21 protein-coding genes are annotated in these 26,848 nt (G+C 65.7%); 13 read left to right on the plus strand and 8 right to left on the minus strand.

All coding sequences use genetic code 11. The annotated features are described in order from the left end of the window. The first annotated feature begins 38 nt into the window (after window positions 1-38). The 3 genes from pgi to AC3WN8_RS22540 all read left to right on the plus strand — a co-directional run bounded on the left by pgi (window position 39) and on the right by AC3WN8_RS22540 (window position 4,101). Window positions 39-1,547, plus strand: a complete 1,509-nt coding sequence (pgi, locus tag AC3WN8_RS22530; RefSeq protein ID WP_492671735.1) for a glucose-6-phosphate isomerase — start codon at window positions 39-41, stop codon at window positions 1,545-1,547. A 132-nt stretch (window positions 1,548-1,679) separates the two neighbouring features. Further along, a complete protein-coding gene (gene gorA, locus AC3WN8_RS22535; protein WP_492671736.1) occupies window positions 1,680-3,026 on the plus strand; it encodes a glutathione-disulfide reductase in 1,347 nt (448 codons plus the stop codon). Between the two features lie 55 nt (window positions 3,027-3,081). Then, window positions 3,082-4,101, plus strand: a complete 1,020-nt coding sequence (locus AC3WN8_RS22540; protein WP_492671737.1) for an NAD-dependent epimerase/dehydratase family protein — start codon at window positions 3,082-3,084, stop codon at window positions 4,099-4,101. A gap of 153 nt (window positions 4,102-4,254) precedes the next feature. Here the strand turns inward: AC3WN8_RS22540 and AC3WN8_RS22545 are convergent, their stop codons facing one another. From AC3WN8_RS22545 to AC3WN8_RS22555, 3 genes are all read right to left on the minus strand, one after another. Continuing rightward, window positions 4,255-5,322 carry a hypothetical protein gene (locus tag AC3WN8_RS22545; RefSeq protein WP_492671738.1) on the minus strand — a complete coding sequence of 356 codons (1,068 nt, stop codon included), beginning with the start codon at window positions 5,320-5,322 and terminating at the stop codon, window positions 4,255-4,257. Window positions 5,323-5,393: 71 nt separating this feature from the next. Then, a complete protein-coding gene (acs, locus tag AC3WN8_RS22550; RefSeq protein WP_492671739.1) occupies window positions 5,394-7,343 on the minus strand; it encodes an acetate--CoA ligase in 1,950 nt (649 codons plus the stop codon). 68 nt (window positions 7,344-7,411) lie between these two features. Further along, entirely contained in the window at window positions 7,412-8,812 is a 1,401-nt protein-coding gene (locus tag AC3WN8_RS22555) for a helix-turn-helix domain-containing protein (protein ID WP_492671740.1), read from the minus strand. A gap of 216 nt (window positions 8,813-9,028) precedes the next feature. Here AC3WN8_RS22555 and AC3WN8_RS22560 point away from each other — a divergent pair, with 216 nt between their 5' ends. From AC3WN8_RS22560 to AC3WN8_RS22590, 7 genes are read left to right on the plus strand one after another with little or no spacing between them, the layout of a single operon-like run. Further along, window positions 9,029-10,561, plus strand: a complete 1,533-nt coding sequence (locus tag AC3WN8_RS22560; protein ID WP_492671741.1) for an acyl-CoA carboxylase subunit beta — start codon at window positions 9,029-9,031, stop codon at window positions 10,559-10,561. After that, window positions 10,542-10,958: a hypothetical protein gene (locus tag AC3WN8_RS22565; protein ID WP_492671742.1), complete on the plus strand. Its 417-nt coding sequence runs from the start codon at window positions 10,542-10,544 to the stop codon at window positions 10,956-10,958. Before AC3WN8_RS22560 ends, AC3WN8_RS22565 begins: the two co-directional genes overlap by 20 nt. 3 nt (window positions 10,959-10,961) lie before the next feature. After that, a complete protein-coding gene (gene mce, locus AC3WN8_RS22570; RefSeq protein ID WP_492671743.1) occupies window positions 10,962-11,384 on the plus strand; it encodes a methylmalonyl-CoA epimerase in 423 nt (140 codons plus the stop codon). Between the two features lie 11 nt (window positions 11,385-11,395). Beyond that, window positions 11,396-12,172, plus strand: a complete 777-nt coding sequence (locus tag AC3WN8_RS22575; RefSeq protein WP_492671755.1) for an enoyl-CoA hydratase-related protein — start codon at window positions 11,396-11,398, stop codon at window positions 12,170-12,172. A 1-nt stretch (window position 12,173) separates the two neighbouring features. Next, on the plus strand, window positions 12,174-14,324 hold the full coding sequence (scpA, locus tag AC3WN8_RS22580) for a methylmalonyl-CoA mutase (RefSeq protein WP_492671744.1): 2,151 nt from the start codon (window positions 12,174-12,176) through the stop codon (window positions 14,322-14,324). A gap of 5 nt (window positions 14,325-14,329) precedes the next feature. Next, complete coding sequence (gene bioB, locus AC3WN8_RS22585) at window positions 14,330-15,322, plus strand: biotin synthase BioB (protein WP_492671756.1); 993 nt, start codon at window positions 14,330-14,332, stop codon at window positions 15,320-15,322. A 58-nt stretch (window positions 15,323-15,380) separates the two neighbouring features. After that, a complete protein-coding gene (locus AC3WN8_RS22590) occupies window positions 15,381-17,363 on the plus strand; it encodes an acetyl-CoA carboxylase biotin carboxylase subunit (protein ID WP_492671745.1) in 1,983 nt (660 codons plus the stop codon). A gap of 242 nt (window positions 17,364-17,605) precedes the next feature. Here AC3WN8_RS22590 and glk read toward each other — a convergent pair whose 3' ends face one another. Genes glk through AC3WN8_RS22610 form a run of 4 tightly spaced genes read right to left on the minus strand, consistent with a single transcriptional unit; the run spans window position 17,606 to window position 21,296 of the window. Continuing rightward, window positions 17,606-18,574, minus strand: coding sequence for a glucokinase (glk, locus tag AC3WN8_RS22595; protein WP_492671746.1), 969 nt, complete (start codon window positions 18,572-18,574; stop codon window positions 17,606-17,608). 9 nt (window positions 18,575-18,583) lie between these two features. Further along, window positions 18,584-19,030: a RidA family protein gene (locus AC3WN8_RS22600; RefSeq protein WP_492671747.1), complete on the minus strand. Its 447-nt coding sequence runs from the start codon at window positions 19,028-19,030 to the stop codon at window positions 18,584-18,586. A 38-nt stretch (window positions 19,031-19,068) separates the two neighbouring features. After that, window positions 19,069-19,251, minus strand: coding sequence for a YbdD/YjiX family protein (locus AC3WN8_RS22605; protein ID WP_492671748.1), 183 nt, complete (start codon window positions 19,249-19,251; stop codon window positions 19,069-19,071). Beyond that, window positions 19,248-21,296: a carbon starvation CstA family protein gene (locus AC3WN8_RS22610; RefSeq protein ID WP_492671749.1), complete on the minus strand. Its 2,049-nt coding sequence runs from the start codon at window positions 21,294-21,296 to the stop codon at window positions 19,248-19,250. Before AC3WN8_RS22610 ends, AC3WN8_RS22605 begins: the two co-directional genes overlap by 4 nt. A 180-nt stretch (window positions 21,297-21,476) precedes the next feature. Here AC3WN8_RS22610 and AC3WN8_RS22615 point away from each other — a divergent pair, with 180 nt between their 5' ends. Further along, entirely contained in the window at window positions 21,477-21,983 is a 507-nt protein-coding gene (locus AC3WN8_RS22615; RefSeq protein WP_492671750.1) for a DUF1993 domain-containing protein, read from the plus strand. Between the two features lie 100 nt (window positions 21,984-22,083). Here AC3WN8_RS22615 and AC3WN8_RS22620 read toward each other — a convergent pair whose 3' ends face one another. After that, complete coding sequence (locus tag AC3WN8_RS22620; RefSeq protein WP_492671751.1) at window positions 22,084-23,331, minus strand: M24 family metallopeptidase; 1,248 nt, start codon at window positions 23,329-23,331, stop codon at window positions 22,084-22,086. Window positions 23,332-23,486: 155 nt separating this feature from the next. Between AC3WN8_RS22620 and AC3WN8_RS22625 the strand changes: the two genes are divergently transcribed. After that, window positions 23,487-24,860, plus strand: coding sequence for a serine hydrolase domain-containing protein (locus tag AC3WN8_RS22625; protein ID WP_492671752.1), 1,374 nt, complete (start codon window positions 23,487-23,489; stop codon window positions 24,858-24,860). A gap of 30 nt (window positions 24,861-24,890) precedes the next feature. Continuing rightward, window positions 24,891-26,786 (plus strand): amidase, encoded by a 1,896-nt coding sequence (locus AC3WN8_RS22630; protein ID WP_492671753.1) that lies wholly within the window; start codon window positions 24,891-24,893, stop codon window positions 26,784-26,786. Window positions 26,787-26,848 lie beyond the last annotated feature (62 nt).

Below are 26,848 nucleotides of genomic sequence, written 5' to 3' on the forward strand. Positions count from 1 at the left end.
CAGATCCTATTGTCGCGCCCGATCAAGGAGAATCGCATATGGGTGACAAGGCAGCGATCTGGAAGGCCATTGACGGCACCGAGCGGAGGACGCTTGTCGAGCTCTTTGCCGCGGAGCCGGACCGGCTGTCGCGTCTCGTGGTCGAAGAAGCGGGCATCCGCTTCGACTGGTCGAAAACCCATCTCACCACCGGGCTGATCGACAATTTTGCGGCGCTCGCCGATGCTGCGGGGCTGGCCGGCGCCCGCGATGCGATGTTCGCGGGGAAGCCCGTCAATGTCACCGAGGGCCGCGCCGCCGAGCATAGTGCGGAGCGCGGCGAGGGTGCTCCGGAAAGCGTGGTGCAGGCGCGCGGGCTCCATGCGCGGATGCGCGCGCTGATCGATGCGATCGAGGCCGATGCCTTCGGACCGATCCGCCATGTGCTGCATGTCGGCATTGGCGGATCCGCGCTGGGGCCAGACTTGCTGGTCGATGCGCTTGGCCGCGATTCGAACCGCTACGATGTCGCCATCGTTTCCAATGTCGACGGTGCGGCGCTCGAAGAGGCGTTCGCCCGGTTCGATCCGTCGGCGACGCTGCTTGCCGTCGCGTCGAAGACCTTCACCACCACCGAGACCATGCTCAACGCCGAAAGCGTGCTCGAATGGATGACGGAAGCGGGGGTTGAGGATCCCTATGGCCGCGTCGTCGCGCTGACCGCCGCGCCTGACAAGGCGGTGGCCTGGGGCGTCGACGAGACCCGTGTTCTGCCTTTCTCCGAAAGCGTTGGTGGGCGGTATTCGCTCTGGTCGTCGATCGGTTTCCCCGCCGCGCTGGCGCTGGGCTGGAATGCGTTCGAGGAACTGCTCGAGGGGGCGGCGGCGATGGATCGCCATTTCCGGCTCGCGCCCTGGAGCTCGAACGCGCCCGTGCTCGCCGCTTTCGCCGATCTCTATTATGCGCAGGCGCGCGGTTGCGAGACGCGCGCGGTGTTCGCTTATGACGAAAGGCTGCGGCTGCTGCCCAGCTATCTCCAGCAGCTCGAGATGGAATCGAACGGCAAAAGCGCGACGGCCGACGGCCGGCCGCTCGACCGGCCGAGCGCGCCGATCACCTGGGGCGGGGTGGGGACCGATGCGCAGCATGCCGTGTTCCAGCTGCTCCACCAGGGTACGCATCTCGTTCCCGTCGAGTTCGTCGCCGCGATCGAGGCCGGTGACGCGCTGGTCGAGGATCATCATCGCCAGTTGCTCATCAATTGCTTCGCACAGGGCGCGGCATTGATGGCGGGTCGCGCGAGCGATGATGCGGCGCGCAGCTATCCGGGGGATCGGCCGTCGAGCACCGTTCTGCTCGATCGGCTCGACCCGGCGACGCTTGGCGCGCTGATCGCATTCTACGAGCAGCGGACCTTCGCCAATGCGGTGATGATCGGGGTCAATCCGTTCGACCAGTTCGGCGTCGAACTGGGCAAGGAGATCGCGCGTTCGATCGACAGCGAAGGCACCGAGCGGTTCGATGCCTCGACGCGGGCGCTGATCGAACGCGCGGGGCTCAACAGATAATCGAATCGGCAAAGCAGGCGGTCGATCACTGCGATGGGGAAAAGCCGTTTGTTCGATCAGGCGGCAATCCCTAGATGATGCCTCCATTGTCATGCCCGCTTTCGCCGGAATGACACGAGAAGGAAGCCCCCGATGCCCAGCTATGATTACGACCTTTTCACGATCGGTGCCGGCTCGGGCGGCGTGCGTGCCTCGCGCGTCGCCTCGGCGCATGGCGCGAAGGTCGCGGTGGCGGAGGAATATCGCGTCGGCGGCACCTGCGTGATCCGGGGCTGCGTGCCCAAGAAACTGCTCGTCTATGGCGCGCATTTCGCCGAGGATCTGAAGGATGCGCGCCGCTTCGGCTGGAACGTGCCCGATTGCAGCTTCGACTGGAGCGTGTTGCGCGACAATGTGCTGGCCGATGTCGATCGGCTGGAGAAGGCCTATACCGAGACCCTGGGCAACCATAAGGTCGAAGTGATCGCGGAGCGCGCCGTCCTGAAAGGGCCGCACGAGATCGCACTGGCATCGGGCAGGACGGTGACGGCGGGCAAGATCCTGGTCGCGACCGGCGCCTGGCCGTTGACCCCCGATGTGCCGGGTGCCGAACATGGCATCACTTCGAACGAGGTGTTCCACTTGCCCGAACTGCCCAAGCGCGTGGTGATCGCGGGCGGTGGTTATATCGCCAACGAGTTCGCCGGCATCTTCAACGAGTTCGGCAGCAAGGTCACGATCGTCAACCGTTCGGATGCGATCCTGCGCGGTTATGATGAGCAGATCCGCGACCGCTTGCTCCAGATCTCGATGATCAAGGGCATCGAATTCCGCTTCAACGCGCCGTTCGAAAAGGTCGAGAAGCTCGAGAGCGGCGCGCTCAGGATCTTCATGAAGGGCTGTGAGCCGATCGAGGCCGATTGCCTGCTCTTCGCGACCGGCCGGCGCCCCAAGAGCGACGGGATCGGGCTGGAGGATGTCGGCGTCGCGCTGAACGACAAGGGCGCGATCGTCGTCGATGAGGATAATCGCACCAACATCGATAGCATCTATGCCGTTGGCGATGTGACCGATCGGGTTCAGTTGACGCCCGTCGCGATCCGCGAAGGCCAAGCCTTTGCCGACACCGTCTTCGGCAACAAGCCGCACCGGGTCGATTATGGCTGCATCCCCAGCGCGGTGTTCAGCCATCCGCCGCTTGCGGGCGTCGGCATGACCGAAGGGCAGGCCCGCAACAAGCTTGGCTCGATCAAGGTCTATCAGTCCGATTTCCGGCCGATGAAGAATGTGCTGGCCGGCCGCAACGAGCGCTCGCTCTACAAGATGATCGTCGATGCCGCGAGCGACCGGGTCGTCGGCCTCCATATGATCGGCCCCGACGCGCCGGAGATTCTCCAGGCCGCGGCGGTGGCGGTGAAGGCGGGGCTGACCAAACAGGCGTTCGACGACACCGTCGCGCTTCACCCCAGCATGGCTGAGGAGCTGGTGCTGCTCAAATAAGTTGTTTATCGCAACTTAAATGGCTATCCTCCCTTGATCGGGGACGGAGGGCGCGATGGCGACGGGCACGGTTCTGGTGACGGGTGGAAGCGGCTATCTCGCCGGTTTCCTGATCAGGCGGCTCGTCGAGCATGGCTGGACCGTCCATGCGACGATCCGCAACCTTGCCCGCGAAACCGAGGTCCGCGAAACGCTTGGCGTCGACGATGCCAGGCTGAAGATCTTCGCCGCCGATCTGATGCGCGATGATGGCTGGGCCGAAGCGGTGGCGGGCTGCTCGTTCGTCGCGCATGTGGCCTCGCCCTTTCCGGCGACCGCGCCAAAACATGAGGACGACCTGATCGTTCCGGCGCGCGAAGGCACGTTGCGTGTGCTGCGTGTCGCCCGGGATGCGGGCGTGCGCCGCGTCGTCGCGACCTCTTCCGCCGCGGCGATCGCCTATGGTCATGGCAAGGGCAACCGGACCTTCAGCGAGGCCGATTGGACCAATGTCGATGCGCCCGGCGTCTATCCCTATATCAAGTCGAAGACGATCGCCGAGCGTGCCGCGCGCGACTGGATGGCGGCCGAGGGCGGCGGCATGGAATATTGCTCGATCAACCCGACCGCGATCCTGGGGCCGGTGCTCGGCGCCGATTATTCGACGTCGCTCGAACTGGTGAAGAAGCTGCTCGAAGGCGCTTTTCCGGGCACGCCCGATTTCGGTTTCGGGATCGTCGACGTCCGCGACCTCGCCGATCTCCATGTGCTGGCACTGACCGTGCCCGGGCTCGACGGCGAGCGTTTCGCCGCGTCTGGCCGCTTCATGAAGCTCAACGATATCGCGCATGTGCTGAAGGATCGGCTGGGTACGGAGGCGCGCAAGGTGCCGACGCGCAAACTGCCCGACTGGCTGGTCCGCATCGTCGCGCGTTTCGATCCGATGGTGCGTCAGGTCGTCTCCGAACTCGGCAATGTCCGCAACATCGATGCGAGCCATGCCAAGTCGGTGCTCGGCTGGGAAACGCGCGATGAAGCCGATACGATCGAGGATACCGCGCGCAGCCTGATCGCTCAGGGGCTGGTGAAGGTCTAGATTTCGATCCGCCAACCGGAAGTAGCTTCCTCCGCAGCTCCTTTCCACGCTTCGTCATTGCGAGCGCAGCGCGGCAATCCAGGGATGCGTCGGCTGCTGGATTGCTTCGTCGCTTCGCTTCTCGCAATGACGCCTTCGTCTACCGGCAGGGTTTCAGACCTGCTTCTTGCGCACCGACCAGACGAAGCTGTCATACCAGAAATGGAGCAGCGAGCAGGCGACGAACGGCGCGATCAGCCCCTTGTACGAACCGGCAAGCGTATAGCCGATGCCGAACAGCGTGCAGAATATCAGGAAGATCGGGATCGCCTGTTTCGCGATGCGCGGACGTGACGACGCCAGCATCTCCATTCTCTTGCCTTCCTTCAGCCAGACCAGCGCGAAATACTGGACGGCGTGGAAGATGTTGATCGCAATGAAAGCGAGGACCGGGGGCGCGAAGCCCCAGGCCAGGATCGAGACGATGCCCGTTGTGACGAACAAGGCGGCCTTATGTGCGGGCATCGCATAGCCGGCTTTCATCGCGCGGCGATATTCCCAGGCGGCGACGCTCGTCACGGCGACGCCGGCGGTGACCGCGGCCAGCCGGATCCAGCCTGCCACGCCTTGCGCGAAATCGGGAACCTGGGTCAGCATCGTCCAGCCGATCTGGTCGAACTTGTTGAAGGCCGCGATGTGCGCCATCAGCGACGCGCCGAACGCGATGGGGCCGACATATAGCGCCCAGTTGAGCATCAGGTCGACGCGGCGGAGCCGATGCGAATCATTGCCCGCTTTCATGTCGTAGATGCGGCCGAGGCCGAAGGTCTGGAGTGCCGAATGGTGCACGTCCCAGAAGACGTTGAGAACCAGCGCCAGGACCAGCAATGTGTCCGACAGCCACAGCCCGGCGATCAGCAGCACCGGGACAATGGTCAGCTTCAGCCTGTGATCGTCGAAGACCTGCTTGTTGAAATAGGCGCGCGGCACCACCGCGATCAGATGGGCATAGGTCAGGATGCCGCCGAGCAGGAGCAGCAATTGGGTCGCCTGCTCCCCATCGTGCAACGGCAACAGGGACGCGAGCAGCATCCATATTGTGCAGAAGACGAGCGCGATCGCCGGCGCGCCCCAGAAGCACAAGGCATCGATGCGCGGACTGGCGATCGCCAGCGCCGGATCGGCCAGCGCCTCGCGAAATGCATCGCGCGGCGCGTTGCTAACCGGATAGATCGATGCCATCTGCGCCCCCCAACGTCGCGCACTTGTGCCTCGATCGCGTTTAAGATCGCGTTAAATGGCGGATGGCGCCCCTATTGCGAAACCCGGTTGGCCACCAGATCGTCGACCACCGCCGGGTCGGCGAGCGTGCTGATATCGCCCAGCGCCTGTGCCGACACGTCGCCTTCGGCGATCTTGCGCAGGATGCGGCGCATGATCTTGCCCGATCGTGTCTTGGGCAGGCCGGGGGCGAACTGGATGGCATCGGGCGTGGCGATCGGGCCGATCTCGGTGCGCACCCATTGTCGCAGCTCGGCGCGCAGTTCCTCGCTCGCTTCGCAATTGGCGTTGAGCGTCACATAGGCATAGATGCCCTGGCCCTTGATCTCATGCGGCATGCCGACCACCGCGGCTTCCGCGACCTTTTCGTGCAGCACAAGCGCGCTTTCGACCTCGGCGGTGCCCATGCGGTGGCCGGAGACGTTGATGACGTCGTCGACCCGGCCGGTGATCCAGTAATAGCCGTCCTCGTCGCGGCGGCAGCCGTCGCCCGTGGTGTATTTGCCGGGGAAGGTGGTGAAATAGGTCTGGAAGAAACGGGCATGGTCACCCCAGACGGTGCGCATCTGGCCCGGCCAACTCCGCGCGATCACCAGATTGCCTTCGGTGGCGCCGTTCAGAATCGTACCTTCGCCGTCGACGATCTGCGGTTCGACCCCGAACATCGGCTTGGTCGCCGATCCCGGCTTGAGCGCGGTGGCGCCGGGCATCGGCGTGATCATCGCGCCGCCCGTCTCGGTCTGCCACCAGGTATCGACGATCGGGCAGCGTTCCTCGCCCACCACCGCATGATACCAGCGCCACGCCTCGGGATTGATCGGCTCGCCGACGGTGCCGAGCAGCTTCAGCGACTTGCGGCTGGTAGTGGTGACGAAATCGTCGCCTTCCTTCATCAGCGCGCGCAGCGCGGTCGGCGCGGTGTAGAGGATCTCGACCTTGTGGCGGTCGACCACCTGCCAGATGCGGCTCGGTGTCGGCCAGTTGGGCAGGCCTTCGTACATCAGGGTGGTCGCGCCATTGGCGAGCGGACCGTAGACGATATAGCTGTGGCCGGTGACCCAGCCGATATCGGCGGCGCACCAATAGATCTGGCCGGGGCGATAGTCGAAGACCAGCTCGTGCGTCAGGCTGGCCCAGAGCAGATAGCCGGCGGTGGAATGGAGCACGCCCTTGGGCTTGCCGGTCGAGCCCGAGGTGTAGAGGATGAACAAGGGATCCTCCGCACCCATTGCTTCGACGGGGCAGTCGGCGGGAACCTCGGCCGCCGCCTCATGATACCAGATGTCGCGGCCGTCCTGCATCGCGACATCGCCGCCCGTCGCCTTCACCACCACGACCTTGTCGAGACAGCGGACATGTTTCGCGGCTTCGTCGACATTGGCCTTGAGCGGCACATGCTTGCCGCCGCGCCGGCCTTCGTCCGCAGTGACGACGATCGTCGAATCGCAATCGGTGATCCGTCCGGCCAGCGCCTCTGGGGAGAAGCCGCCAAAGACCACCGAATGGATCGCGCCGATCCGCGTGCAGGCGAGCAGCGCAAAGGCGGCTTCGGGGATCATCGGCATATAGATGGTGACGCGATCGCCCTTCCTCGCGCCCGCCGCCTTGAGCACATTGGCGAAGCGGCAGACCTCCTGATGAAGCTGGGCATAGGTGTAGCTGCGCGGGGCCTCGTCGGGGCTGTCGGGTTCCCACAGGATCGCAACCTGGTCGGCGCGCGTCTTCAGATGCCGGTCGATGCAATTGGCCGAGACATTGAGCTTGCCGTCGCTGAACCAGCGGATGCGGAAATCCTTCTCGTCGAACGACCAGTCGCCGGCGATCTCGGGGCGCTTGATCCAGTCGAGCCGTTTCGCCTGATCGAGCCAGAAGCTGCCCGGATCGGCGAGCGCGAGACCGTAAAGCTGATCGTAGCGCTTGGCGTCGACCTTTGCCTTGGCGGCCCATTCGGCCGGAACGGGATAGGTCGACGGCTCGGTCATTTCGGGAATCCTCCGCATCACTTTCGCGCGGCGCCCCTGTGCCAAAGATCGGCGTGCAGGGGAAGCTTTCAACCGACGCGATAGGGCACAATATCGCGTCGATCGGGATCGATGCGGATGGTGCGGTCGGCGGGGGGGAAGGCGCGCTGGTCGCAATCGGTGCGCGGGCACAGCCGGCACGAAATGCCGATCGGTGTCGCCGCACCGGTCGCCGCCGTGTCGATCCCGTCGGCATAGATGAAATCGCGGGCATGCTCGACCTCGCAGCCCAGCGCCACCGCGTAGCGGCGGGGGCTGCGCGCGTAACTGCCCGATGGTTTCACCAGCCCCTTCGCCATCTGGACATAGCGCAGCCCGTCGGGCGTCTCGGCGAGCTGGACGAGGATGCGATCGGGAATCGCGACCGCTTCATGGACGATCCACAGCGGACAGGCGCCGCCGAAGCGCGCGAACTGGAGGCGCGTGGCCGAATGGCGCTTGGTGATGTTGCCCGCCATGTCGACGCGGCAGAAGAAGAAGGGGATGCCGCGCGCGCCTGGCCGCTGGAGCGTGGACAGGCGATGACAGGCCTGTTCGAAGCTGACCGAGAAGCGGCGGCACAGCCGGTCGATGTCATGGCGCAGGCTGCGCGCGGAGCCGCGAAAGGCTTCATAGGGCATCAGCAGCGCGCCGGCGGCGTAGTTGGCGAGGCCGATCGAGAGCAGCCGCCGCGACTCCGCGCTGCGCAACGACGCGCTTTCCGTGATCGCGTTGATGGCATCCTCCATCTCGAGCGCGACCAGCTGATGCGCCAGCATGAAGCGCCGGCTCTCCGAAGGCAGGGCCGGAGACAGGGAAAGACGCCGTGTCGCCCGGTTCAGTGCGCGCAACGGTGCGTCGATCGCATCGCCCCCGGCATCGATACCGACGCCGTGTGCGGTGCGCAGCCGGCCGATCAATGCCGGTTCGCCCGGGCCGATCGCCGCGGCCAGATCCTCGGCACGGCGATCAAGCAGGTCGACATAGTTTCCGGCTTCGTGAAACCAGTCGCGTATCTCTTCCCAGGGCAGGCGGCCACCGTCGGAGACGCCGCTCGACATCGCCTCCTCCATCATCTGCAGCCGTTCCTCGCTGTCGCGATAGGCGGCATGGAGCGCGACGAACCGGTCGGCGAATTGCGGCTGTTGTTCGACCAGCCGGGCAAGCATGTCGGGCGGAAGCGGCGCTTCCGCGAACAGAGGGTCGTCGAGCGCGGCGCGCGTCGCGGAGAAGCGACGGGCCTCGTCGTCGCCCTCGAGCTCGTCCAGTTCACGGGGGTGGTGGCGGCCAAGCGCCGCCAGCACCGCCGATGTCAGCGGACGATCGTCATTTTCGAGCTGGCTCAGATAGCTGACCGAGATGCCGAGCCGCGCCGCCATCGCGCTCTGGCCCAGACCCGCGCGTTGCCTCAGCGCGCGAAGGCGTTCGCCGGCGAAGAGTCTCTTGCGCATGTCCCTCCATGTCATTCCCGCGAAAGCGGGAATCCAGTGCGATGCTGATGGCCACGCCGCGTTTCGACGCACTCCCCTGGATTCCCGCGTTCGCGGGAATGACAGAGTAGGAGGACAGTAATTTGCAAATCACCCGTTCGCAACTTCGCAAGTTCGCATTTGCAATGCGGCATGAAAGGCGGAAAGGGGAAAGCTCGGTTACGCAGGAAGCACGGAATGCAGACGATCATCGACAAGCTCGAGGACAAGCGCGCGGCCGCGCGGCTGGGCGGCGGACAGAAGCGCATCGATGCGCAGCATGCCAAGGGCAAGCTGACGGCCCGGGAACGGGTCGAGATACTGCTCGACGAGGACTCGTTCGAGGAACTCGACATGTATGTCGAGCACAACTGCGTCGATTTCGGCATGCAGGATCAGGTGATCCCCGGCGACGGCGTGGTGACCGGATCGGGCACGATCAACGGCCGGCTGGTCTATGTTTTCAGCCAGGATTTCACGGTGTTCGGCGGATCGCTGTCCGAACGGCACGCGCAGAAGATCTGCAAGATCATGGATATGGCGATGAAGGTCGGCGCGCCTGTCATCGGCCTCAACGATTCGGGCGGCGCGCGCATCCAGGAGGGTGTGGCGTCACTGGGCGGCTATGCCGAAGTGTTCCAGCGCAATGTGCTGGCATCGGGCGTGGTGCCGCAGCTTTCGGTGATCATGGGCCCCTGCGCGGGCGGCGCGGTCTATTCGCCGGCGATGACCGACTTCATCTTCATGGTGAAGGACAGCTCCTACATGTTCGTGACCGGTCCGGACGTGGTGAAGACCGTCACCAACGAGGTCGTGACGCAGGAGGAGCTGGGCGGCGCCGTGACCCACACCACCAAGTCGGGTGTCGCCGACGTCGCGTTCGAGAATGATATCGAAGCCCTGTGGGCCGCGCGCACGCTGATCGACTATCTGCCGCTCTCCAATCGCGAGGATGTGCCCGAACGGCCGACCGCCGATCCGTTCGACCGCATCGAGGAAAGCCTCGACACGCTGATCCCGGCGAGCGCCAACCAGCCCTATGACATGCACGAACTGATCCGGAAGGTCGTCGACGAAGGCGATTTCTTCGAACTCCAGCCCGCGCATGCCGCCAACATCATCATCGGCTTCGGCCGGATCGAGGGGCGGACCGTCGGTTTCGTCGCCAACCAGCCCACCGTGCTCGCCGGCTGCCTCGACATCAACTCGTCGAAAAAGGCCGCGCGTTTCGTCCGTTTCTGCGACGCGTTCGAGATCCCGATCGTCACCTTCGTCGACGTGCCCGGCTTCCTGCCCGGCACCGCGCAGGAACTGAACGGCATCATCAAGCACGGTGCCAAGCTGCTCTTCGCTTACGCCGAGGCGACCGTGCCCAAGATCACCGTGATCACGCGCAAGGCCTATGGCGGCGCCTACGACGTCATGGCTTCCAAGCATCTGCGCGGTGACCTCAACTATGCTTGGCCGACCGCCGAGATCGCGGTGATGGGCGCCAAGGGCGCGGTGGAGATCATCTTCCGCCAGGACATCAAGGATCCCGAGAAGATCGCGGCGCGCACCCGCGAATATGAGGATCGCTTCGCCAATCCCTTCGTGGCGGCGAGCAAGGGCTTTATCGACGAGGTGATCGCGCCGCATGCCACGCGACGCCGGATCGCGCTGGGTCTCAGGAAGCTGCGCAACAAGAGCCTCGAGAACCCCTGGAAAAAGCATGACAATATTCCGCTCTAGCCTGATCGTCGTTGGGTTGGCGGCAGTCTTCGGACTGGGATTTGTGGCTGGTGGCCTGATGCTGTGGAAGAGTACGGCGGAGCGCGATTTACCTGCAAGCAATACCGAGATCGGAAAGATATTTCGGATAGATTTGAAGCGAGGGTCGGATCAGGCGCGTCAAAAGGCACTGGGTGAGTATCTGAAGAAGATAAGTACGGATCGATTTAGGGTCTATCAAGAATTGTCGGAGGCAGGGTTCGTAACTCGTTATCATCGTCGAATGAGTGGTGAAAACGGTAGCGATTGTGCTCGGTTCGTTCGGCAGGATGACAGATTCTTTGATCCGATCGGATATTGGAATGTCAGTTTTTGCGGAGATACCGTCAATGTCGAACTCCATCGATCGAGTCTTTGAATCATGACGATCGGACGCCTGAACCATGTCGGCATCGCGACGCCCTCGATCGAGAAGTCGATCGCGCTCTATCGCGACCTGCTCGGCGCGACGAAGATCCACGAGCCGTTCGACCTGCCGCCGCAGGGCGTGCGCGTCTGTTTCGTCGACACGCCCAACAGCCAGATCGAGCTGATCGAACCCTATGGCGAGAACAGCCCGATCCACGCCTTCCTCGCGAAGAACCCCGCGGGCGGGCAGCATCATGTCTGTTTCGAAGTCGCCGACATCCATGCCGCCAAGGCGGATATGGAGGCCAAAGGCGCCAAGGTGCTGGGAGAGCCGCGGATCGGCGCGCACGGCACGCCGGTGATCTTCGTCCATCCCAAAGATATGGGGGGCGTGCTGGTCGAACTGATGGAAACGCCGAAGGGAGACGGGCATTGAGCGCATATCAGATGATCCGCCTCGATGTGACCGATGCGGTCGCCACGATCACGCTGGCGCGGCCCGAGCGGTTGAATGCCGCGCCGCCGGCAATGTTCGACGAGATCGCGGTCGCGCTCAAGTCGCTGCCCGAGGCGGGCGCACGGGCCCTGCTGATCACCGGTGAGGGCCGCGCCTTTTGTTCGGGCGCCGATCTCGTCGGAGCCGATGGAAGCTCGATTGCGGGCGGAGAGGCCACCTATCAGGCGCTGACCAACAGCTATAACCCGGCGATGCTGCTGCTGTCGCAATTGCCGATCCCGGTGGTCACCGCGGTCAGCGGCGCGGCGGCGGGCATTGGCTGCTCGCTGGCATTGGCCGGCGATTTCACTTTTGCCGGGCGTTCCGCCTATTTCCTCCAGGCCTTCGTCAATATCGGCCTGGTGCCCGATGGCGGCGCCAGCTGGATGCTCCCGCGCCTGATCGGCAAGGCGCGCGCGACCGAGATGATGATGCTCGGTGAGCGTATTCCCGCCGAAAAGGCGGCCGATTGGGGCCTGATCTACAAAATAGTCGATGACGAGGCGCTGCTGGCCGAGGCCGGTGCGCTGGCTCGCCGTCTGGCGGACGGCCCGACTGTTGCGCTCGGGCTGATGCGCCGTGCGATCGCGAGCGGACTCGATATCGATTATGCCGCCGGCATGGGTGGAGAGGCTATCAATCAGCGCCTCGCCGGCCAGAGCGCCGATGCAGCCGAAGGGATCCGCGCGTTCCTCGAAAAGCGCAAGCCGTCCTTCACGGGGAAATGAGATGACCGACAAGCCCAGCACTGCGCAGTGGGAGGCCCTGGCCGCGAAGGAGGTCAAGGGCAAGGACCTCAACTGGCATACGCCCGAGGGCATCGTGGTGAAGCCGCTCTACACGGCGGACGACGTCGCGGACCTCGATCCCGGCCTGCCCGGTTTCGCGCCCTTCACGCGCGGCGTGCGCGCCAGCATGTATGCCGGCCGGCCCTGGACGATCCGGCAATATGCCGGCTTTTCGACCGCCGAGGAATCCAACGCCTTCTACCGCCGCAACCTGGCGGCGGGTCAGAAGGGGCTTTCGGTCGCTTTCGATCTCGCCACCCATCGCGGTTACGACAGCGACCATCCGCGCGTGACCGGCGATGTCGGCAAGGCGGGCGTGGCGATCGACACGATCGACGACATGAAGATCCTGTTCGACGGCATTCCGCTCGACAAGATGTCGGTCAGCATGACGATGAACGGCGCGGTCATCCCGATCCTCGCCTTCTTCATCGTCGCGGGCGAGGAACAGGGCGTTCCCCAGGCCGAGCTCGACGGGACCATCCAGAACGACATCCTCAAGGAGTTCATGGTCCGCAACACCTATATCTACCCGCCCGAGCCGAGCATGCGGATCATCTCGGATATCTTCGGCTACACGTCGCGCAACATGCCGAAGTTCAACAGCATCTCGATTTCCGGCTATCACATGCAGGAAGCGGGGGCGACGCAGCTTCAGGAACTGGCCTTCACCATCGCCGACGGCGCCGAATATGTCCGCTACGGCGTGGCATCGGGCCTGGATATCGACAAGTTCGCCGGACGGCTGAGCTTCTTCTTCGCGATCGGCATGAACTTCTTCATGGAAATCGCCAAGCTCCGCGCCGCACGCGTGCTGTGGCACCGGGTGATGACCAATCTCGGCGCGAAGGACGAGCGCAGCAAGATGCTGCGCACCCATTGCCAGACCTCGGGCGTCTCGCTGACCGAGCAGGACCCGTACAATAATGTGATGCGCACGACGATCGAAGCGATGGCGGCGATGCTGGGCGGCACCCAGTCGCTCCACACCAACGCGCTCGACGAGGCGATCGCGCTGCCCACCGATTTCTCCGCCCGGATCGCGCGCAACACGCAGATCGTGATCCAGGAGGAAACGGGGATGACCAAGGTCGTCGATCCCCTTGGCGGCTCTTATTATATCGAGGCGCTGACCCAGGAACTGGTCGACAAGGCGTGGGAGATTATCGAGCGCGTCGAGAAGGAAGGCGGCATGGCCAAGGCCGTCGCCGCCGGCTGGCCCAAGGCGATGATCGAGGAAGCCGCCGCCGCGCGCCAGGCGCGGGTCGATCGCGGCGAGGACGTGATCGTCGGCGTCAACAAATACCGGCTGGGCACCGAGGATTTCCTCGAGACGCTCGAAGTCGATAACGAGAAGGTCCGCCAGGGCCAGATCGCGCGCATCGCCAAGGTGAAGGCGGGCCGCGACGCGGCGGCGTGCGAGGCGGCACTCCAGGCGCTGCGCGACGGCGCGGCGCAGCCGTCGAGTATCGAGAATAATCTGCTGGCGCTCGCGGTCGATGCGGCGCGCGCTCGCGCCACGCTGGGCGAGATCTCGTCGGCGATGGAGGAAAGCTTCAACCGCTACGGCACACAGCCGACGCCGGTGAAGGGCGTCTATGCCGCGCCCTATGAAGGCGACAGCCGCTGGCAGCAGGTGCTCGACGGTGTCAAGGCGGTGGAGCGGCGCATGGGGCGCAAGCCGAAACTGCTCGTCGCCAAGATGGGGCAGGACGGCCATGATCGCGGCGCCAACGTCATCGCGTCGGCCTTTGGCGATATGGGCTTCGACGTCGTCTCCGGCCCGCTGTTCCAGACGCCCGAGGAAACCGTGGTGCTTGCGCTCGAAACCGGGGTCGACGTGGTCGGTGCGTCGAGCCTCGCCGCCGGGCACAAGACGCTGATCCCCGAGCTGATCGGCAAGCTGCGCGAACGCGGCCGCACCGATATCAAGGTGATCGCGGGCGGCGTCATCCCGCCGCAGGATTACGAATATCTGCGCGACGCCGGCGTGCAGGGCATCTATGGGCCGGGTTCCAACGTGGTCGAATGTGCGGCGGACGTGCTGCGCCTGCTCGGCCACAACATGCCCCCGCTGGAGGAAGCCGCGTGACCGATATCCGCACCGACTGGACCCGCGACGAGATCGCCGCACTGTTCGACCTGCCGTTCAACGACCTGCTGTTCGACGCACAGACGATCCACCGGACCAATCACCCGCGTAACGAAGTGCAGCTCTCGACCCTGTTGTCGATCAAGACCGGCGGCTGTGTCGAGGATTGCGGCTATTGCAGCCAGTCCGCCGCGCATGAGACGGGCCTGAAGGCGACCAAGCTGATGGACGTGCGCGCCGTGCTGCAGGCGGCGGCGCAGGCCAAGGACAACGGATCGGGCCGCTTCTGCATGGGCGCCGCATGGCGCAGCCCCAAGGAGCGCGACATGCCCGCCATCATCGAGATGGTGAAGGGCGTGCGCCAGATGGGCATGGAAACCTGCATGACCCTGGGCATGCTCAGCGAGAAGCAGGCCGCCCAGCTCGCCGAGGCGGGCCTCGATTACTATAATCACAATATCGACACCTCGCCCGAGAATTACGCCAACGTCATTTCGACGCGGACCTTCGAGGATCGGATCGATACGCTGGAGACCGTTCGCGCGGCGGGGATCAACGTGTGCAGCGGCGGCATCGTCGGCATGGGCGAGACCCGCGCCGATCGCATCGGTTTCCTCCACGCGCTCGCCACCATGGCGCATCCGGAAAGCGTGCCGATCAACGCGCTGGTGCCGGTGAAGGGCACGCCGCTGGGCGACATGCTGGCCGATACGCCGATGGCCAAGATCGACGAGATCGAATTCGTCCGCACCGTCGCGGTCGCGCGCATCCTGATGCCGCAGAGCATGGTGCGGCTCTCGGCCGGCCGCGAAAGCATGAGCGAGGCGTGCCAGGCGCTATGCTTCATGGCGGGCGCCAACAGCATCTTCACCGGAGACCGGCTGCTGACCACGCCCAATGCCGGCGACAATGCCGATGCGGCGCTGTTCGCCAAGCTGGGTGTGAACGCGATGCACGCCGCGCCGAAAGCGCATCTGGAAGCCGTGGCGGCCGAATGATCTTTTTCCGCTCGCTCGACGCTGATCGAGCCGAACGGTTTTTGGGGACCCTAAGTAGATGTTCAAGAAGATTCTGATCGCCAATCGCGGCGAGATTGCGTGCCGGGTGATCCGCACCGCCAAGAAGATGGGCATCGCGACGGTCGCGGTCTATTCGGATGCCGATGCGCGCAGCCCGCATGTGATGATGGCGGACGAGGCGGTGCGGCTTGGCCCGCCGCCGGCGGCGGAGAGCTATCTGCTGGCCGACGCGATCATCGCGGCGTGCAAGGCGACGGGCGCGGAAGCGGTGCATCCGGGCTATGGCTTCCTCTCCGAACGGACGAGCTTCGCGCAGGCGCTGGCGGATGCCGGCATCGCGTTCATCGGCCCGCCCCCCGGCGCGATCGCCGCGATGGGCGACAAGATCGAATCGAAGAAGCTGGCGAAGGAGGCCGGCGTCAATGTCGTGCCCGGCTTCCTGGGCGAGATCGCGGATACCGAGGAAGCGGTGAAGATCGCGTCCGAGATCGGCTATCCGGTGATGATGAAGGCTTCGGCCGGCGGCGGCGGCAAGGGCATGCGCCTGGCCTATGGCGAGCAGGATGTGCGTGAGGGCTTCGAGGCGACCAAGCGCGAAGGGCTCGCCAGCTTCGGCGACGACCGCGTGTTCATCGAGAAGTTCATCGAGAGTCCGCGCCATATCGAGATCCAGGTGCTGGGCGACCAGCATGGCAACATCGTCTATCTCGGCGAGCGCGAATGCTCGATCCAGCGTCGCCACCAGAAGGTGGTCGAGGAAGCGCCGTCGCCCTTCGTGACGCCCGAGATGCGCAAGGCGATGGGAGAGCAGGCAGTCGCGTTGGCGCGTGCCGTCGGCTATTTCAGCGCGGGTACGGTCGAATTGATCGTGTCGGGCGCGGACAAGACGGGCCAGGGCTTCTACTTCCTCGAAATGAACACCCGGCTGCAGGTGGAGCACCCCGTCACCGAATGCGTGACCGGGCTCGATCTGGTCGAACAGATGATCCGCGTGGCGGCGGGCGAACCGCTGGGCTTCACCCAGGATCAGGTGACGCTGACCGGCTGGGCGATCGAGAACCGCGTCTATGCCGAGGATCCCTATCGCGGCTTCCTGCCCTCCACCGGCCGGCTGGTGCGCTATAATCCGCCCGAGGACATGGACAATGTCCGCGTCGACGACGGCGTCGCCGAAGGCGGCGAGGTCTCGATCTTCTACGATCCGATGATCGCCAAGCTGATCACCTGGGGCGACACCCGCATCGAGGCGATCGATCGCCAGATCGTCGCGCTCGACCGGTTCGAGATCGACGGCCCGGGCCATAATATCGATTTCCTCTCCGCGCTGATGCAGCATCCGCGCTTCCGCGAAGGCGCACTGACGACGGGCTTCATTGCCGAGGAATATCCCGATGGGTTCGAGGGCGCGCCGGCCGACGCGGCACTGCTGCGCGCGCTCGCCGCGATCGGTGCCTTCGCCGCGATGGCGGGCGCGGATCGCGCGCGGCGGGTGAGCGGCCAGCTCGGCAAGCGGCTGCCCCCCCCGACAGAATGGCAGGTCAGGATCGGCGACGTGCGGCATGATGTCGCGATCGACGGCGACGAAGTCAGCGTCGACGGCACGCCGATCGAACTCGAACTGGAATATACGCCGGGTGACCGGCTGGTCGAGGCGATGGTGGATGGCGAGCCGCTCGACGTGCGTATCGCGCCCGTCCGCTCGGGCGTGCGGCTGACAACGCGCGGTGCGAGCCATGTCCTGCGTGTCCTGCCCGCGCATGTCGCGCGGCATGCCGTGCACATGATCGACAAGCTGCCGCCCGACCTGTCGAAATTCCTGCTCTGCCCGATGCCGGGCCTGCTCGTCGCGCTCCATGTCGGCCCGGGCGACAAGGTCGAGGCCGGTCAGCCGCTTGCGGTGGTCGAGGCGATGAAGATGGAGAATATCCTGCGCGCCGAGAAGGCGGGTACGGTCAAGAGCGTCAGCGCCAAGGCGGGTGACAGCCTGGCGGTGGATGCTGTGATCCTGGAGATGGAATAAACTCCAGCGCGGCTGAAAACCTCTCCTCCCCATCGAAGATGGGGAGGGGGACCGCCAGCCAAAGGCTGGTGGTGGAGGGGAAAGGCGATGTTGATGCCAGGCTGAGCTTCAGTCAGCGCGCATCGATCGATTTCCGTCAGCTATGGAAGGGATGATGCATCGTCATTCCCCTCCACCACGACGCTTCGCGCCGCGGTCCCCCTCCCCACGCTGAAGCGCAGGGAGGAGAAAGTCTCGCGGATTCAGCCCCGCGCCGCCGCATAGGCGGCGGCCGCACCGTAGAGGCCGGGCTGGGGATGCGTCACCAGCCTGACCGGCAGTGTCGCCATCAGCCCTTCGAACCGCCCCTTGGCGGTGAAGCGTTCGGCGAAGCCCGAGCGGACGAGCCGGTCGGCGATGCGCAGGCCGAGGCCGCCGGCGATCACGACGCCCGCGGCGCCCTGCGCCAGCGCGATGTCTCCGGCGACGGCGCCCAGGCTTTGGCAGAATCGGTCGAGCGCGGCGGTTACCAGGCTGTCGCCGCCCTCCAGCGCGAGCGTCCACAGCGTCTTGTCGTCCATCGGCGCGACCGCGCGGCCCTCGATCGCCGCCAGTGCCTCGTGGATCGCAGCGAGGCCGGGGCCGGAGACGATGCGTTCGGCCGAAACCCGGCGATAGCGCGTGCGCAGCCGCGCCAGGATCGCGTCCTCGATGGTGTCGAGCGGCGCGAAATCGATATGGCCGCCTTCGGTCTCGCTCACGAAATAGCGGCTGTCGCGGCGCAGCACATGCGCGACGCCCAGGCCCGTGCCCGGCCCGACGATGCTGATCACGCCCGTGGCGGGCAACGGCATGTCCGGCCCGCAGAGATGGCGGAAACAGTCGTCGCCGAGCTGTGCGACCGCATGGCCGACCGCGCCGAAATCATTGACCAGCACATGGCCGTCCAGCCCCAGCCGTTCGTCGATCAATGCGGGGCGGATGATCCAGGGATTGTTGGTGAACTTGATGACCTCGCCCGAAACCGGGGTCGCGATCGCGATGCCCGCCGCGCGCGGCAGCGGGCGGCCGAGCATGGCCGCGAAATGCTCCCACGCGGTTTCCAGGCTGGCATGGTCGGCGGTCCGGAGCGTCACCGGCTCGCCAAGCGCGGTCACCCGCCCGTCATCGATCTCGGCGATGGCGAAGCGGGCATGGGTGCCGCCGATATCGGCGGCGACGATCTCGGCCATGATCTGCCCTTAGCGCTTGCGGCTCGCGACCACGGTGATCTCGATCTTGGCGCCGAGCGCCAGCGCGTTGACGCCCACCGTGGTCCGCGTCGGCCGCGCATTGCCGAATGCCGCGATATAGGCCGCGTTCATTGACTGGAAGTCGCCCATGTCGGTCAGATAGACCTGGGATTGGACGACATGAGCGAGATCGAGGCCCTGGGTCTTCAGCAGGTTGCGGATGTTCGCCAGGATCAGCGTCGTCTGCTCGGCGGTCGATTTGGCCGGGTCGAGCTTGCCCGTGGCGGGATCGATCGCGATCTGGCCGGACAGGAAGACGAGGTCGCCCGCGGTCAGCAGCGGCGAATAGGGCCCGATCGGCTTTGGCGTGGCGGCGGCCTGCGCGAAGGCCGGGGCGGCGCAGGCGAGCGCGAGCGGCAGGAGCGAGGCGATGCTGGTTCGGATGGCGCGGTGCATGGGCGGACTCCTTGGGGACGGATGTGGTGGGATGATGGTCAGCAGCAGCGCCCGCCGCCACCGCGATAACGGGCATCCTGGCGGTTGCGGAAGAAGGCGGTCCGGTCCATCGGCGCACGTTCGGGATGATGCTCCGCCATGTGGCGCAGATAGGTGTCGTAGCTGGGCAGCCCGACCATCAGCCGCGCCGTTTCCGCCAGCTTGGCGATGAGGCCGCTCATTCGGCGGGCACCGCGATCGCCGGGATCTCGCGCGCGGTCGGCTGCGGATCGCGCCGCGCCGCCAGGCTGGTGCGGATCGCGAAGAACAGGATCGAGACGACCACGAACATGAAGAAGGCGCACAGCCCCGCATCGACGCGATCGTTGAACACGATCGCCTGCATCTGCGCCATCGACTTGGCGGGCGCCAGCACCTCTCCGCGCGCGATCGCGGCGGAGAAGATGTCGGCATGCGCCAGGAAACCGACCTTGGGATCGCCCGAGAAGATCTTGAGCGTGCCCGCGGTGATCGTGCAGACCAGCAGCCAGGCGGTGGGGATCATCGTCACCCACGCGTAGCGGTCGCGCTTCATGCGGAACAGCACCGCCGTCGCCAGCATCAGCGCGATCGCCGCGAGCATCTGGTTGGAGATGCCGAAGACCGGCCACAGTGTGTTGACCCCGCCCAGCGGATCGGTGACGCCCTGATACAGGAAGAAGCCCCAGCCGCCGACGCACAGCACCGTCGCGATCAGCCCCGGCGTGATGGAACTGGTGTCCCTGAACGACGGGACCGCCATGCCGATCAGATCCTGCAGCATGAAGCGGCCGGCCCGCGTGCCCGCATCGACGGCGGTGAGGATGAACAGCGCTTCGAACAGGATCGCGAAATGATACCAGAAGGCCTTCATCGCGGGGCCGCCCAGTACATGGCTGAAAATCTCCGCCATCGCGACGGCGAGCGTCGGCGCGCCGCCGGTGCGCGAGATGATCGTCGCTTCGCCGACATCCTTCGCCGCCTGGGTCAGCATGTCGGGCGCGATCGGGAAGCCCATGGCGGTGACGGCGGCGGCGGCGCTGGCGGCATCGGTGCCGAGCACGGCGGCCGGGCTGTTCATCGCGAAATAGATGCCGGGATCGAGGATCGAGGCGCCGACCAGCGCCATGATCGCCACGAACGCCTCCATCAGCATCGCGCCATAGCCGATGACCGGCGCGTGCGCCTCGTTCGCGATCAGCTTGGGCGTGGTGCCGCTGGAGATCAGCGAGTGGAAGCCAGACACCGCGCCGCAGGCGATGGTGATGAACAGGAAGGGGAACAGGCTGCCCGACCAGACCGGGCCGCCGCCGCCCGCGAACTGCGTGATCGCGGGCATCTTCAGCGGCGGCGCCATGATGACGATGCCGATCGCCAGCGCGACGATCGCGCCGATCTTGAGGAAGGTGGAGAGATAGTCGCGCGGCGCCAGCAGCAGCCAGACCGGCAGGATCGAGGCGACGATGCCATAGCCGATCAGGATCCAGCAGAGCTGGACGGGGGTGAAGGTGAAGAACGGACCCCAGACCGGCGACTGGGCGACGCTTTGCCCCACCACGATCGCCAGGATCAGCCCGACCAGCCCGAACAGCGAGACCTCCCCGATCCGCCCCGGCCGTATCCAGCGCGTATAGATGCCCATCGCCATGGCGAGCGGCACCGTCACCGCCACGGTGAACATGCCCCATGGGCTTTCGGCGAGCGCGCGCACGACGATCAGCGCGAGCACGGCGAGCAGGATGGTCATGATGACGAAGGCGCCGGCCAGCGCGATCGTGCCGGCGACCGGCCCCATTTCCATGCGGACGAGTTCGCCCAGCGATCGCCCGTCGCGGCGCATCGAGATGAACAGGATCATGAAATCCTGCACCGCGCCCGCCAGCACCACGCCCGCGATGATCCAGAGCGTGCCTGGCAGATAGCCCATCTGTGCCGCGAGCACCGGCCCCACCAGCGGCCCCGCGCCCGCGATCGCCGCGAAATGGTGGCCGAACAGCACGGTCCGGTCGGTCGGCACATAATCGAGCCCGTCGCCGCGCCGGACCGCCGGTGTCGGCCGCGCGGGATCGAGTTGCATCACCGTGCGCGCGATGAACAGCGCGTAATAGCGGTAACCGACCAGGAAGATGCACACCGCCGCCGTCACGATCCACAGCGCGTTGATCGTCTCGCCCCGGCTGGTCGCGACCACCGACAGCGAAAGGGCGCCGATGATCGCGAAGGCGATCCACAGGGCGTGCTTCTTCATCAACATCTCCTCCACGGGATTCGCCGGCTGGTTACGCGTCCCTGTTCGATCGATAGTCGGAAGATCCCGCCGATGTCAGCTTTTTTGAACGGATGCGCCGCGTGGGCAATCATTGATTACGCGTGGATGGTCTTTCGGGCGTAAGACGCCTCTCGATTCCGACTCGCTGAGAGGTACCTCATGTCCATTTCGCTTCACGACGCCAGCATCGCCGTCTTCATCCGCGGCTTCGCCAATCTGTCGGCGATCCTGGAGAAGGGGCGCGCCTATGCCGACGAGAACGGCATCGACCATGCCGAGCTGCTGGAGGCACGGCTCTATCCCGACATGGCGCCGCTGACCGGGCAGATCCAGCGCGCGAGCGACACCGCGCGCTTCACCGCCGTGCGCGTCGCCCAGGTGGAGCCGCTCGCCATGCCCGATACGGAGGTGAGCTTCGACGATCTCCAGGCGCGGATCGCGGCGACCGTCGATTTCCTGAAGGCGGTGCCGGCGGACGCGATGGACGGACGCGAGGACGCGCATGTCGAACTGAAGACGCCGACCGCATCGATCGACTTCACCGGGACGAGCTACGTGCTCGGCTTCGCGGTGCCCAATTTCTATTTCCATGTGACGACCGCCTATGCGCTGCTGCGCATGAAGGGCGTGCCGGTGGGCAAGCTGGATTTTCTCGGGCGGCGGTGACGGGATTGCCATCGACGTCATTGCGAGCGCAGCGAAGCAATCCAGGGTGTGGATGCATCACTGGATTGCTTCGTTTCACTCGCAATGACGTAGCCTGGGCCTACCCGAACGGCCGGTCGATCGTCTCGATCGGCCCCGAGAAATAGCGCGGTCCCTCGGGTGTCATGTGGAAGCAATCCTCCAGCCTGATGCCGAAGGCGCCGGGGATGTAGATGCCCGGTTCGTTTGAAAAGCACATGCCCGCCGCCAGCTTCGTCTTCTCGCCATGGACGAGGTTGACGGGTTCGTGCCCGTCCATGCCGATGCCGTGGCCGGTGCGGTGCGAAGTGCCGGGCAGCTTGTAGCCGGGGCCATAGCCGAGCGTCGCGTAATAGGCGCGGACGGCATCGTCGACCGATCCCGCCTCCGCGCCGATCCGGGCAGCGGCGAAAGCGACGGCCTGGCCTTTGCGCATCTGTTCGAACACCGCGCGCTGCCGCTGGGTCGCCGTGCCGAACACCATGGTGCGCGAGATATCGGCCTGATAGCCGTGCACCGAAACCCCGGCGTCGAACAGGATCACCGTGCCGTCGGCCACGCGCTGCGGCTTGTCGCTGCCATGGGGATAGGCGCTGGATTCACCGATCAGCACCAGCCCGCCATCGGTTTGCCCGCCGAGCGCGCGGCTGGCGGCGATCACCATCGCGTCGATATCGCCCTGGCTCATGCCCGCCACGATGCGTGGATGGACGTGGCGGAAGGCCGCGACCTGCACGTCGTTGGCGAGCTGCATCAGCGCGATCTCCGCTGCGGACTTGATCATCCGGCAGCCGCGCACCACCGCCGACCCATCGACGATCCGCGCGTCCGGCGCGGCATGGCGCAGCCCGTCGACCGCGAAGAAGCGCACCGTTTCCTCGATCCCGATCGATCCGCCGCTGAGCCGGCGTTCCTTCAGCCAGGCCGCGATCAGCGCGAAGGGGCTTTCATCCTCCTGCCAGACGCGGACGTCGCCGGGCACGATCAGGCTTTCGCGGATCGAGGGTTCCTCGAACGCCGGCGTCACCACCAGCACCTCGCCTTCGACCGGGATCATCGCGGCGGTCAGCCTTTCGCTGCGCCACCAGCGGATGCCGGTGAAATAATCGAGCGACGATCCCGCCTCGACCAGCAGGGCGGAGAGGCCCTGTGCCTTCATCAGCGCCTGCGCCTTGGCGATCCGTGCCTGCCGTTCGGCCAGCCCGATCGGCTTGGCGTTGCCGGTCATCGGCGCGAGCGCGGCGGTTTCGGTGTTCGCCCAGGCGGGCAGCATCGGCAGCGCGGCGGCGATGCCCACCATGGCCAGGAAGTGTCTGCGGTTGCTCTGCATTGGATCCCCCGGTTGCGTGCATAGCTTGCGGCTATGGGCTGCCTATCTCTTTGTTCTGGCGTTGTGCCGCGCGGGCAGGACTAATCCGCGCGCGCCGCCGGGGGAAGCCATGATGGCGAAGGGCGGGCGCGGATCGTGGAAAACGGGGAGCAGGCATGGCAAGATTTGTCACGGCATTGGTGATGGTGGCGCTTGCGTCGTCGGTGCACGCAACGCCCCTGACTCTCTCTCCCCCTTCGCCCGAAGCTGAGAAGATCCGCGCGGTCATCGGCAATACCAAGGGGCTCGACGCGCCGGGATGCGCGATCTCGGTCTTGCAGGACAGCAAGATCAAGCTGTTCGTCGCGGATGGCGCCGCGGACATCGCGGCGAAAAGGCCGCTCGATGCCGATACGCAGATGTACACTGCGTCGGTCGCCAAGCAGTTCACCGTGCTCGCGATCGCCCAGCTCGTCGTCGCCGGAAAAATCGGGTTGAACGACGATATCCGCAAATATCTGCCCGAGATGCCGGAATATCGCGTGCCGGTGACGGTCGCGATGCTGATCCATCACACCTCGGGCGTCCGCGATCTGCTCGAACTTGGCACCTATGCCGGCTATGAGACCGCGACCGCGGTGAGCCGTGCGGTGTCGCTCAAGCTGGTCATGTCGCAGCCCGACACCGCATTCGTGCCGGGCACGCAATATCGCTATTCGAACGGCGGCTATCTGCTGCTGTCCGAGATCGTCGAGCGCGTGTCGGGCACGCCCTTTGCCGATTATATGAAGACGAAAATCTTCGCGCCGATGGGCATGAAACGGACATTCGTGCTGAACGGTGCCCGCACGGCCGATGCCAATGCGGCGCATGGTTATGTGCCCGAAGGCGACGGGTTCAAGCTGGCCGATACCCATCCGCTCTATGGCGGTGCCGGTGGCGCGGTCTTCACGATCAACGATCTCGTGAAATATGATTACGACTTCAATTTCGGCCACAAGGTGTGGACCCCGGCGATCCGCCAGATCATGCTTGAGCCGGGCAAGCTGACTGACGGCCGGCCCGCTAATCAGCCGGACGCGATCTATGCCGGCGGGGTGATGCTCAACGGCCCCTGGGTGCAGCATGGCGGTTCGGGCGAAGGCTTCAAGAACGCCGTTGCCTGGCTGCCGGACCGCAAGGCGGCAATCCATATCCTGTGCAACAACGGCACGGCGACGCCTGCGAAAATGGCGAACATGATCGTCGACATATTGGGTGTATTGCCGTCGATGCGCGAGGCGGATGTCTCGCTGGCGGGCCGCTATGACAGCCCCGACCTGCCGGTCTTCTACACGCTGGCACCGAACGGCGCGGACAAGCTGACCGTCACCATCTCTCCCAAACCCGGCGGGCCGGGAGGCCATCGCGTGGTGGAACTGAGCAAGACACCGGACGGATCCTTCACCGGCCGGACGTTCAAGATCGTCCCAGACAACGACCAGCGCGGCTTTGCACTGGGTGACGATCGGCGTCGTGCCGGCGTGCTCCGTTTTCGTCGCGTCGATTGACTGAAATGAGAACAAGGTGGTGAAATCCTGATGCGAACCCGTTGGCTCCTGACCGCGCTGCTGATCGCGGCTGCCCCCGCCGCGACCGCCGCCGCCGAACGCAAGGCGGCGTCGTTCGAAGTGTTCGAGGCGTCGATCCCCGATCTGCAGACGGCGATGGCGGAACGGCGCGTCACCTCGCGCCAGCTCGTCCAGGCTTATCTCGATCGCATCGCCGCCTATGATCATCGGGGACCGGCGCTCAATGCGATCGTGACGCTGAACCCGGACGCGCTGGAGGAAGCGGCGGCGCTCGACCGCGAACGCGCCGAAAAGGGGCCGCGCGGCCCGCTCCACGGCATTCCGGTGTTGGTGAAGGACAATTACGCGACCGCCGGCATGCCCACATCGGCGGGGACGCTGGCGCTTGCCACCTACCGCGTGAAGGACGACGCCTTTCAGGTGAAGCGGCTGCGCGACGCGGGCGCGATCATCCTCGGCAAGACGACGATGCACGAACTGGCGATGAGCGTGATGACGGTGGCGTCGCTCACCGGCGAAACGCGCAATCCCTATGATCCGCGCCGCTCGCCGGGCGGATCGAGCGGCGGCACCGGGGCGAGCATCGGCGCCAGCTTCGCGGCAGCCGGCATGGGCAGCGACACCTGCGGATCGATCCGCGTGCCCGCCGCCTATCAAAGCCTGTTCGGCATGCGCGGCACCGCCGGGCTTTCCAGCCGCGCGGGCGTGATCCCGCTTTCCTCCACGCAGGACGAGGCCGGGCCGATGACGCGCAGCGTGATCGACCTGGCGATCATGATGGATGCGACGGTGGGCGCCGATCCCGCCGATCCGGTGACGGCGGCGATGAAGGGGCGACCCGCGCCCGCTTATGCCGCCGGGCTGCGGCCGGGCGCGCTGAAGGGCGCGCGCATCGGCGTGCTGCGCGCGCTGCTGACGCCCGAGCTGTTCGACGGCGCGATGCGCGACAGGACCAACGAGGCGCTGGAGGCGATGAAGGCGCAGGGCGCCGAGCTGGTCGATGTGGCGCTGCCCGACCTGGAGCCGGTGCTTAAGGCGGCGAGCGTGATCGCGCATGAATTCCGCTTCGATTTCGCCGACTATCTGGCGAAGCATCCCGGCGCGCCGGTCGCCTCGATCGCGGACATGGCGGGCAAGGGGCTGACGCATGAGGCGATCGACGCCCGGCTGAAGATCCGCGCCACCACCGACAAGCGCGACGAAAAGGCCTATGTCGAGGCGCTGGCGAAGCGCGACGTGGCGCGCAAGATGATCCTGGACGCGATGGAGAAGGCGAAGGTCGACGTGCTCGCCTATCCCAGCGCGATGCAGCCGCCGCTCTTCTGGGGCGCGGAGGCGTTCGGTATCGGCACCTGCGCGATGAGTTCGGAAACCGGCCTGCCCGCCATCGCGATCCCGCTGGGGCTGAGCGCGAACGCGCTGCCCGTCGGGCTCGACTTGCTTGGCCGCCCGTTCGACGAGCAGCGGCTGCTCAACCTTGCCTATGGCTGGGAACAGGCCGCGCATCCGCGCACCCCGCCGTTCAGCACCCCGGCGCTGGTGAACGGCAAGGCGCCCGGCGCGTCGCGCTTCACGGTGAAGACGGTGGCAGACAAGGCGGTGGGCGCGCCGAGCGCGAACATCGCCTTCACCTATGATCCGCTGACCGCCGATCTCCGCTTCGACGCGCGGATCGCGGGGCTTGGTCGCGACGAACCCGTGGCGCTGACCCTGCAGCGCAGCGACGAGGGCAAGCCGGGCGCGGTGATCGCGCTGCTGCTGCGCGCCGGCCAGCGCACGGGCGCGTCCGAAATCCGCCTCGACACCCGCGCCCGTGCGGACCTCGCCGCCGGGCGGCTGTTCGTCCATCTCTATACGCGCGACCATCCGCTGGGCGCGGGACGGGTGGCGCTGCCGGCGCGGTAGAACCTATCCCCCTCTCCCTCTTCAGGGGGGAGAGGGTGGTCGAGCTAGCGAGACCGGGAGAG

Source organism: Sphingobium sp. FW305-3-2-15-F-TSA7 (assembly GCF_058787155.1).

Excerpts from the sequence above, each read along its gene's own strand:
- AC3WN8_RS22610 (WP_492671749.1), bottom strand. The coding sequence starts at position 21,296 with ATGAAGAAGCACGCCCTGTGGATCGCCTTCGCGATCATCGGCGCCCTT.
- AC3WN8_RS22555 (WP_492671740.1), bottom strand. The coding sequence starts at position 8,812 with ATGCGCAAGAGACTCTTCGCCGGCGAACGCCTTCGCGCGCTGAGGCAA.
- scpA (WP_492671744.1), top strand. The coding sequence starts at position 12,174 with ATGACCGACAAGCCCAGCACTGCGCAGTGGGAGGCCCTGGCCGCGAAG.
- AC3WN8_RS22575 (WP_492671755.1), top strand. The coding sequence starts at position 11,396 with ATGATCCGCCTCGATGTGACCGATGCGGTCGCCACGATCACGCTGGCG.
- AC3WN8_RS22540 (WP_492671737.1), top strand. The coding sequence starts at position 3,082 with ATGGCGACGGGCACGGTTCTGGTGACGGGTGGAAGCGGCTATCTCGCC.
- AC3WN8_RS22590 (WP_492671745.1), top strand. The coding sequence starts at position 15,381 with ATGTTCAAGAAGATTCTGATCGCCAATCGCGGCGAGATTGCGTGCCGG.
- AC3WN8_RS22560 (WP_492671741.1), top strand. The coding sequence starts at position 9,029 with ATGCAGACGATCATCGACAAGCTCGAGGACAAGCGCGCGGCCGCGCGG.
- AC3WN8_RS22630 (WP_492671753.1), top strand. The coding sequence starts at position 24,891 with ATGCGAACCCGTTGGCTCCTGACCGCGCTGCTGATCGCGGCTGCCCCC.
- AC3WN8_RS22625 (WP_492671752.1), top strand. The coding sequence starts at position 23,487 with ATGGCAAGATTTGTCACGGCATTGGTGATGGTGGCGCTTGCGTCGTCG.
- AC3WN8_RS22615 (WP_492671750.1), top strand. The coding sequence starts at position 21,477 with ATGTCCATTTCGCTTCACGACGCCAGCATCGCCGTCTTCATCCGCGGC.
- glk (WP_492671746.1), bottom strand. The coding sequence starts at position 18,574 with ATGGCCGAGATCGTCGCCGCCGATATCGGCGGCACCCATGCCCGCTTC.
- AC3WN8_RS22565 (WP_492671742.1), top strand. The coding sequence starts at position 10,542 with ATGACAATATTCCGCTCTAGCCTGATCGTCGTTGGGTTGGCGGCAGTC.
- mce (WP_492671743.1), top strand. The coding sequence starts at position 10,962 with ATGACGATCGGACGCCTGAACCATGTCGGCATCGCGACGCCCTCGATC.
- pgi (WP_492671735.1), top strand. The coding sequence starts at position 39 with ATGGGTGACAAGGCAGCGATCTGGAAGGCCATTGACGGCACCGAGCGG.
- AC3WN8_RS22620 (WP_492671751.1), bottom strand. The coding sequence starts at position 23,331 with ATGCAGAGCAACCGCAGACACTTCCTGGCCATGGTGGGCATCGCCGCC.
- AC3WN8_RS22545 (WP_492671738.1), bottom strand. The coding sequence starts at position 5,322 with ATGGCATCGATCTATCCGGTTAGCAACGCGCCGCGCGATGCATTTCGC.
- acs (WP_492671739.1), bottom strand. The coding sequence starts at position 7,343 with ATGACCGAGCCGTCGACCTATCCCGTTCCGGCCGAATGGGCCGCCAAG.
- gorA (WP_492671736.1), top strand. The coding sequence starts at position 1,680 with ATGCCCAGCTATGATTACGACCTTTTCACGATCGGTGCCGGCTCGGGC.
- AC3WN8_RS22600 (WP_492671747.1), bottom strand. The coding sequence starts at position 19,030 with ATGCACCGCGCCATCCGAACCAGCATCGCCTCGCTCCTGCCGCTCGCG.
- AC3WN8_RS22605 (WP_492671748.1), bottom strand. The coding sequence starts at position 19,251 with ATGAGCGGCCTCATCGCCAAGCTGGCGGAAACGGCGCGGCTGATGGTC.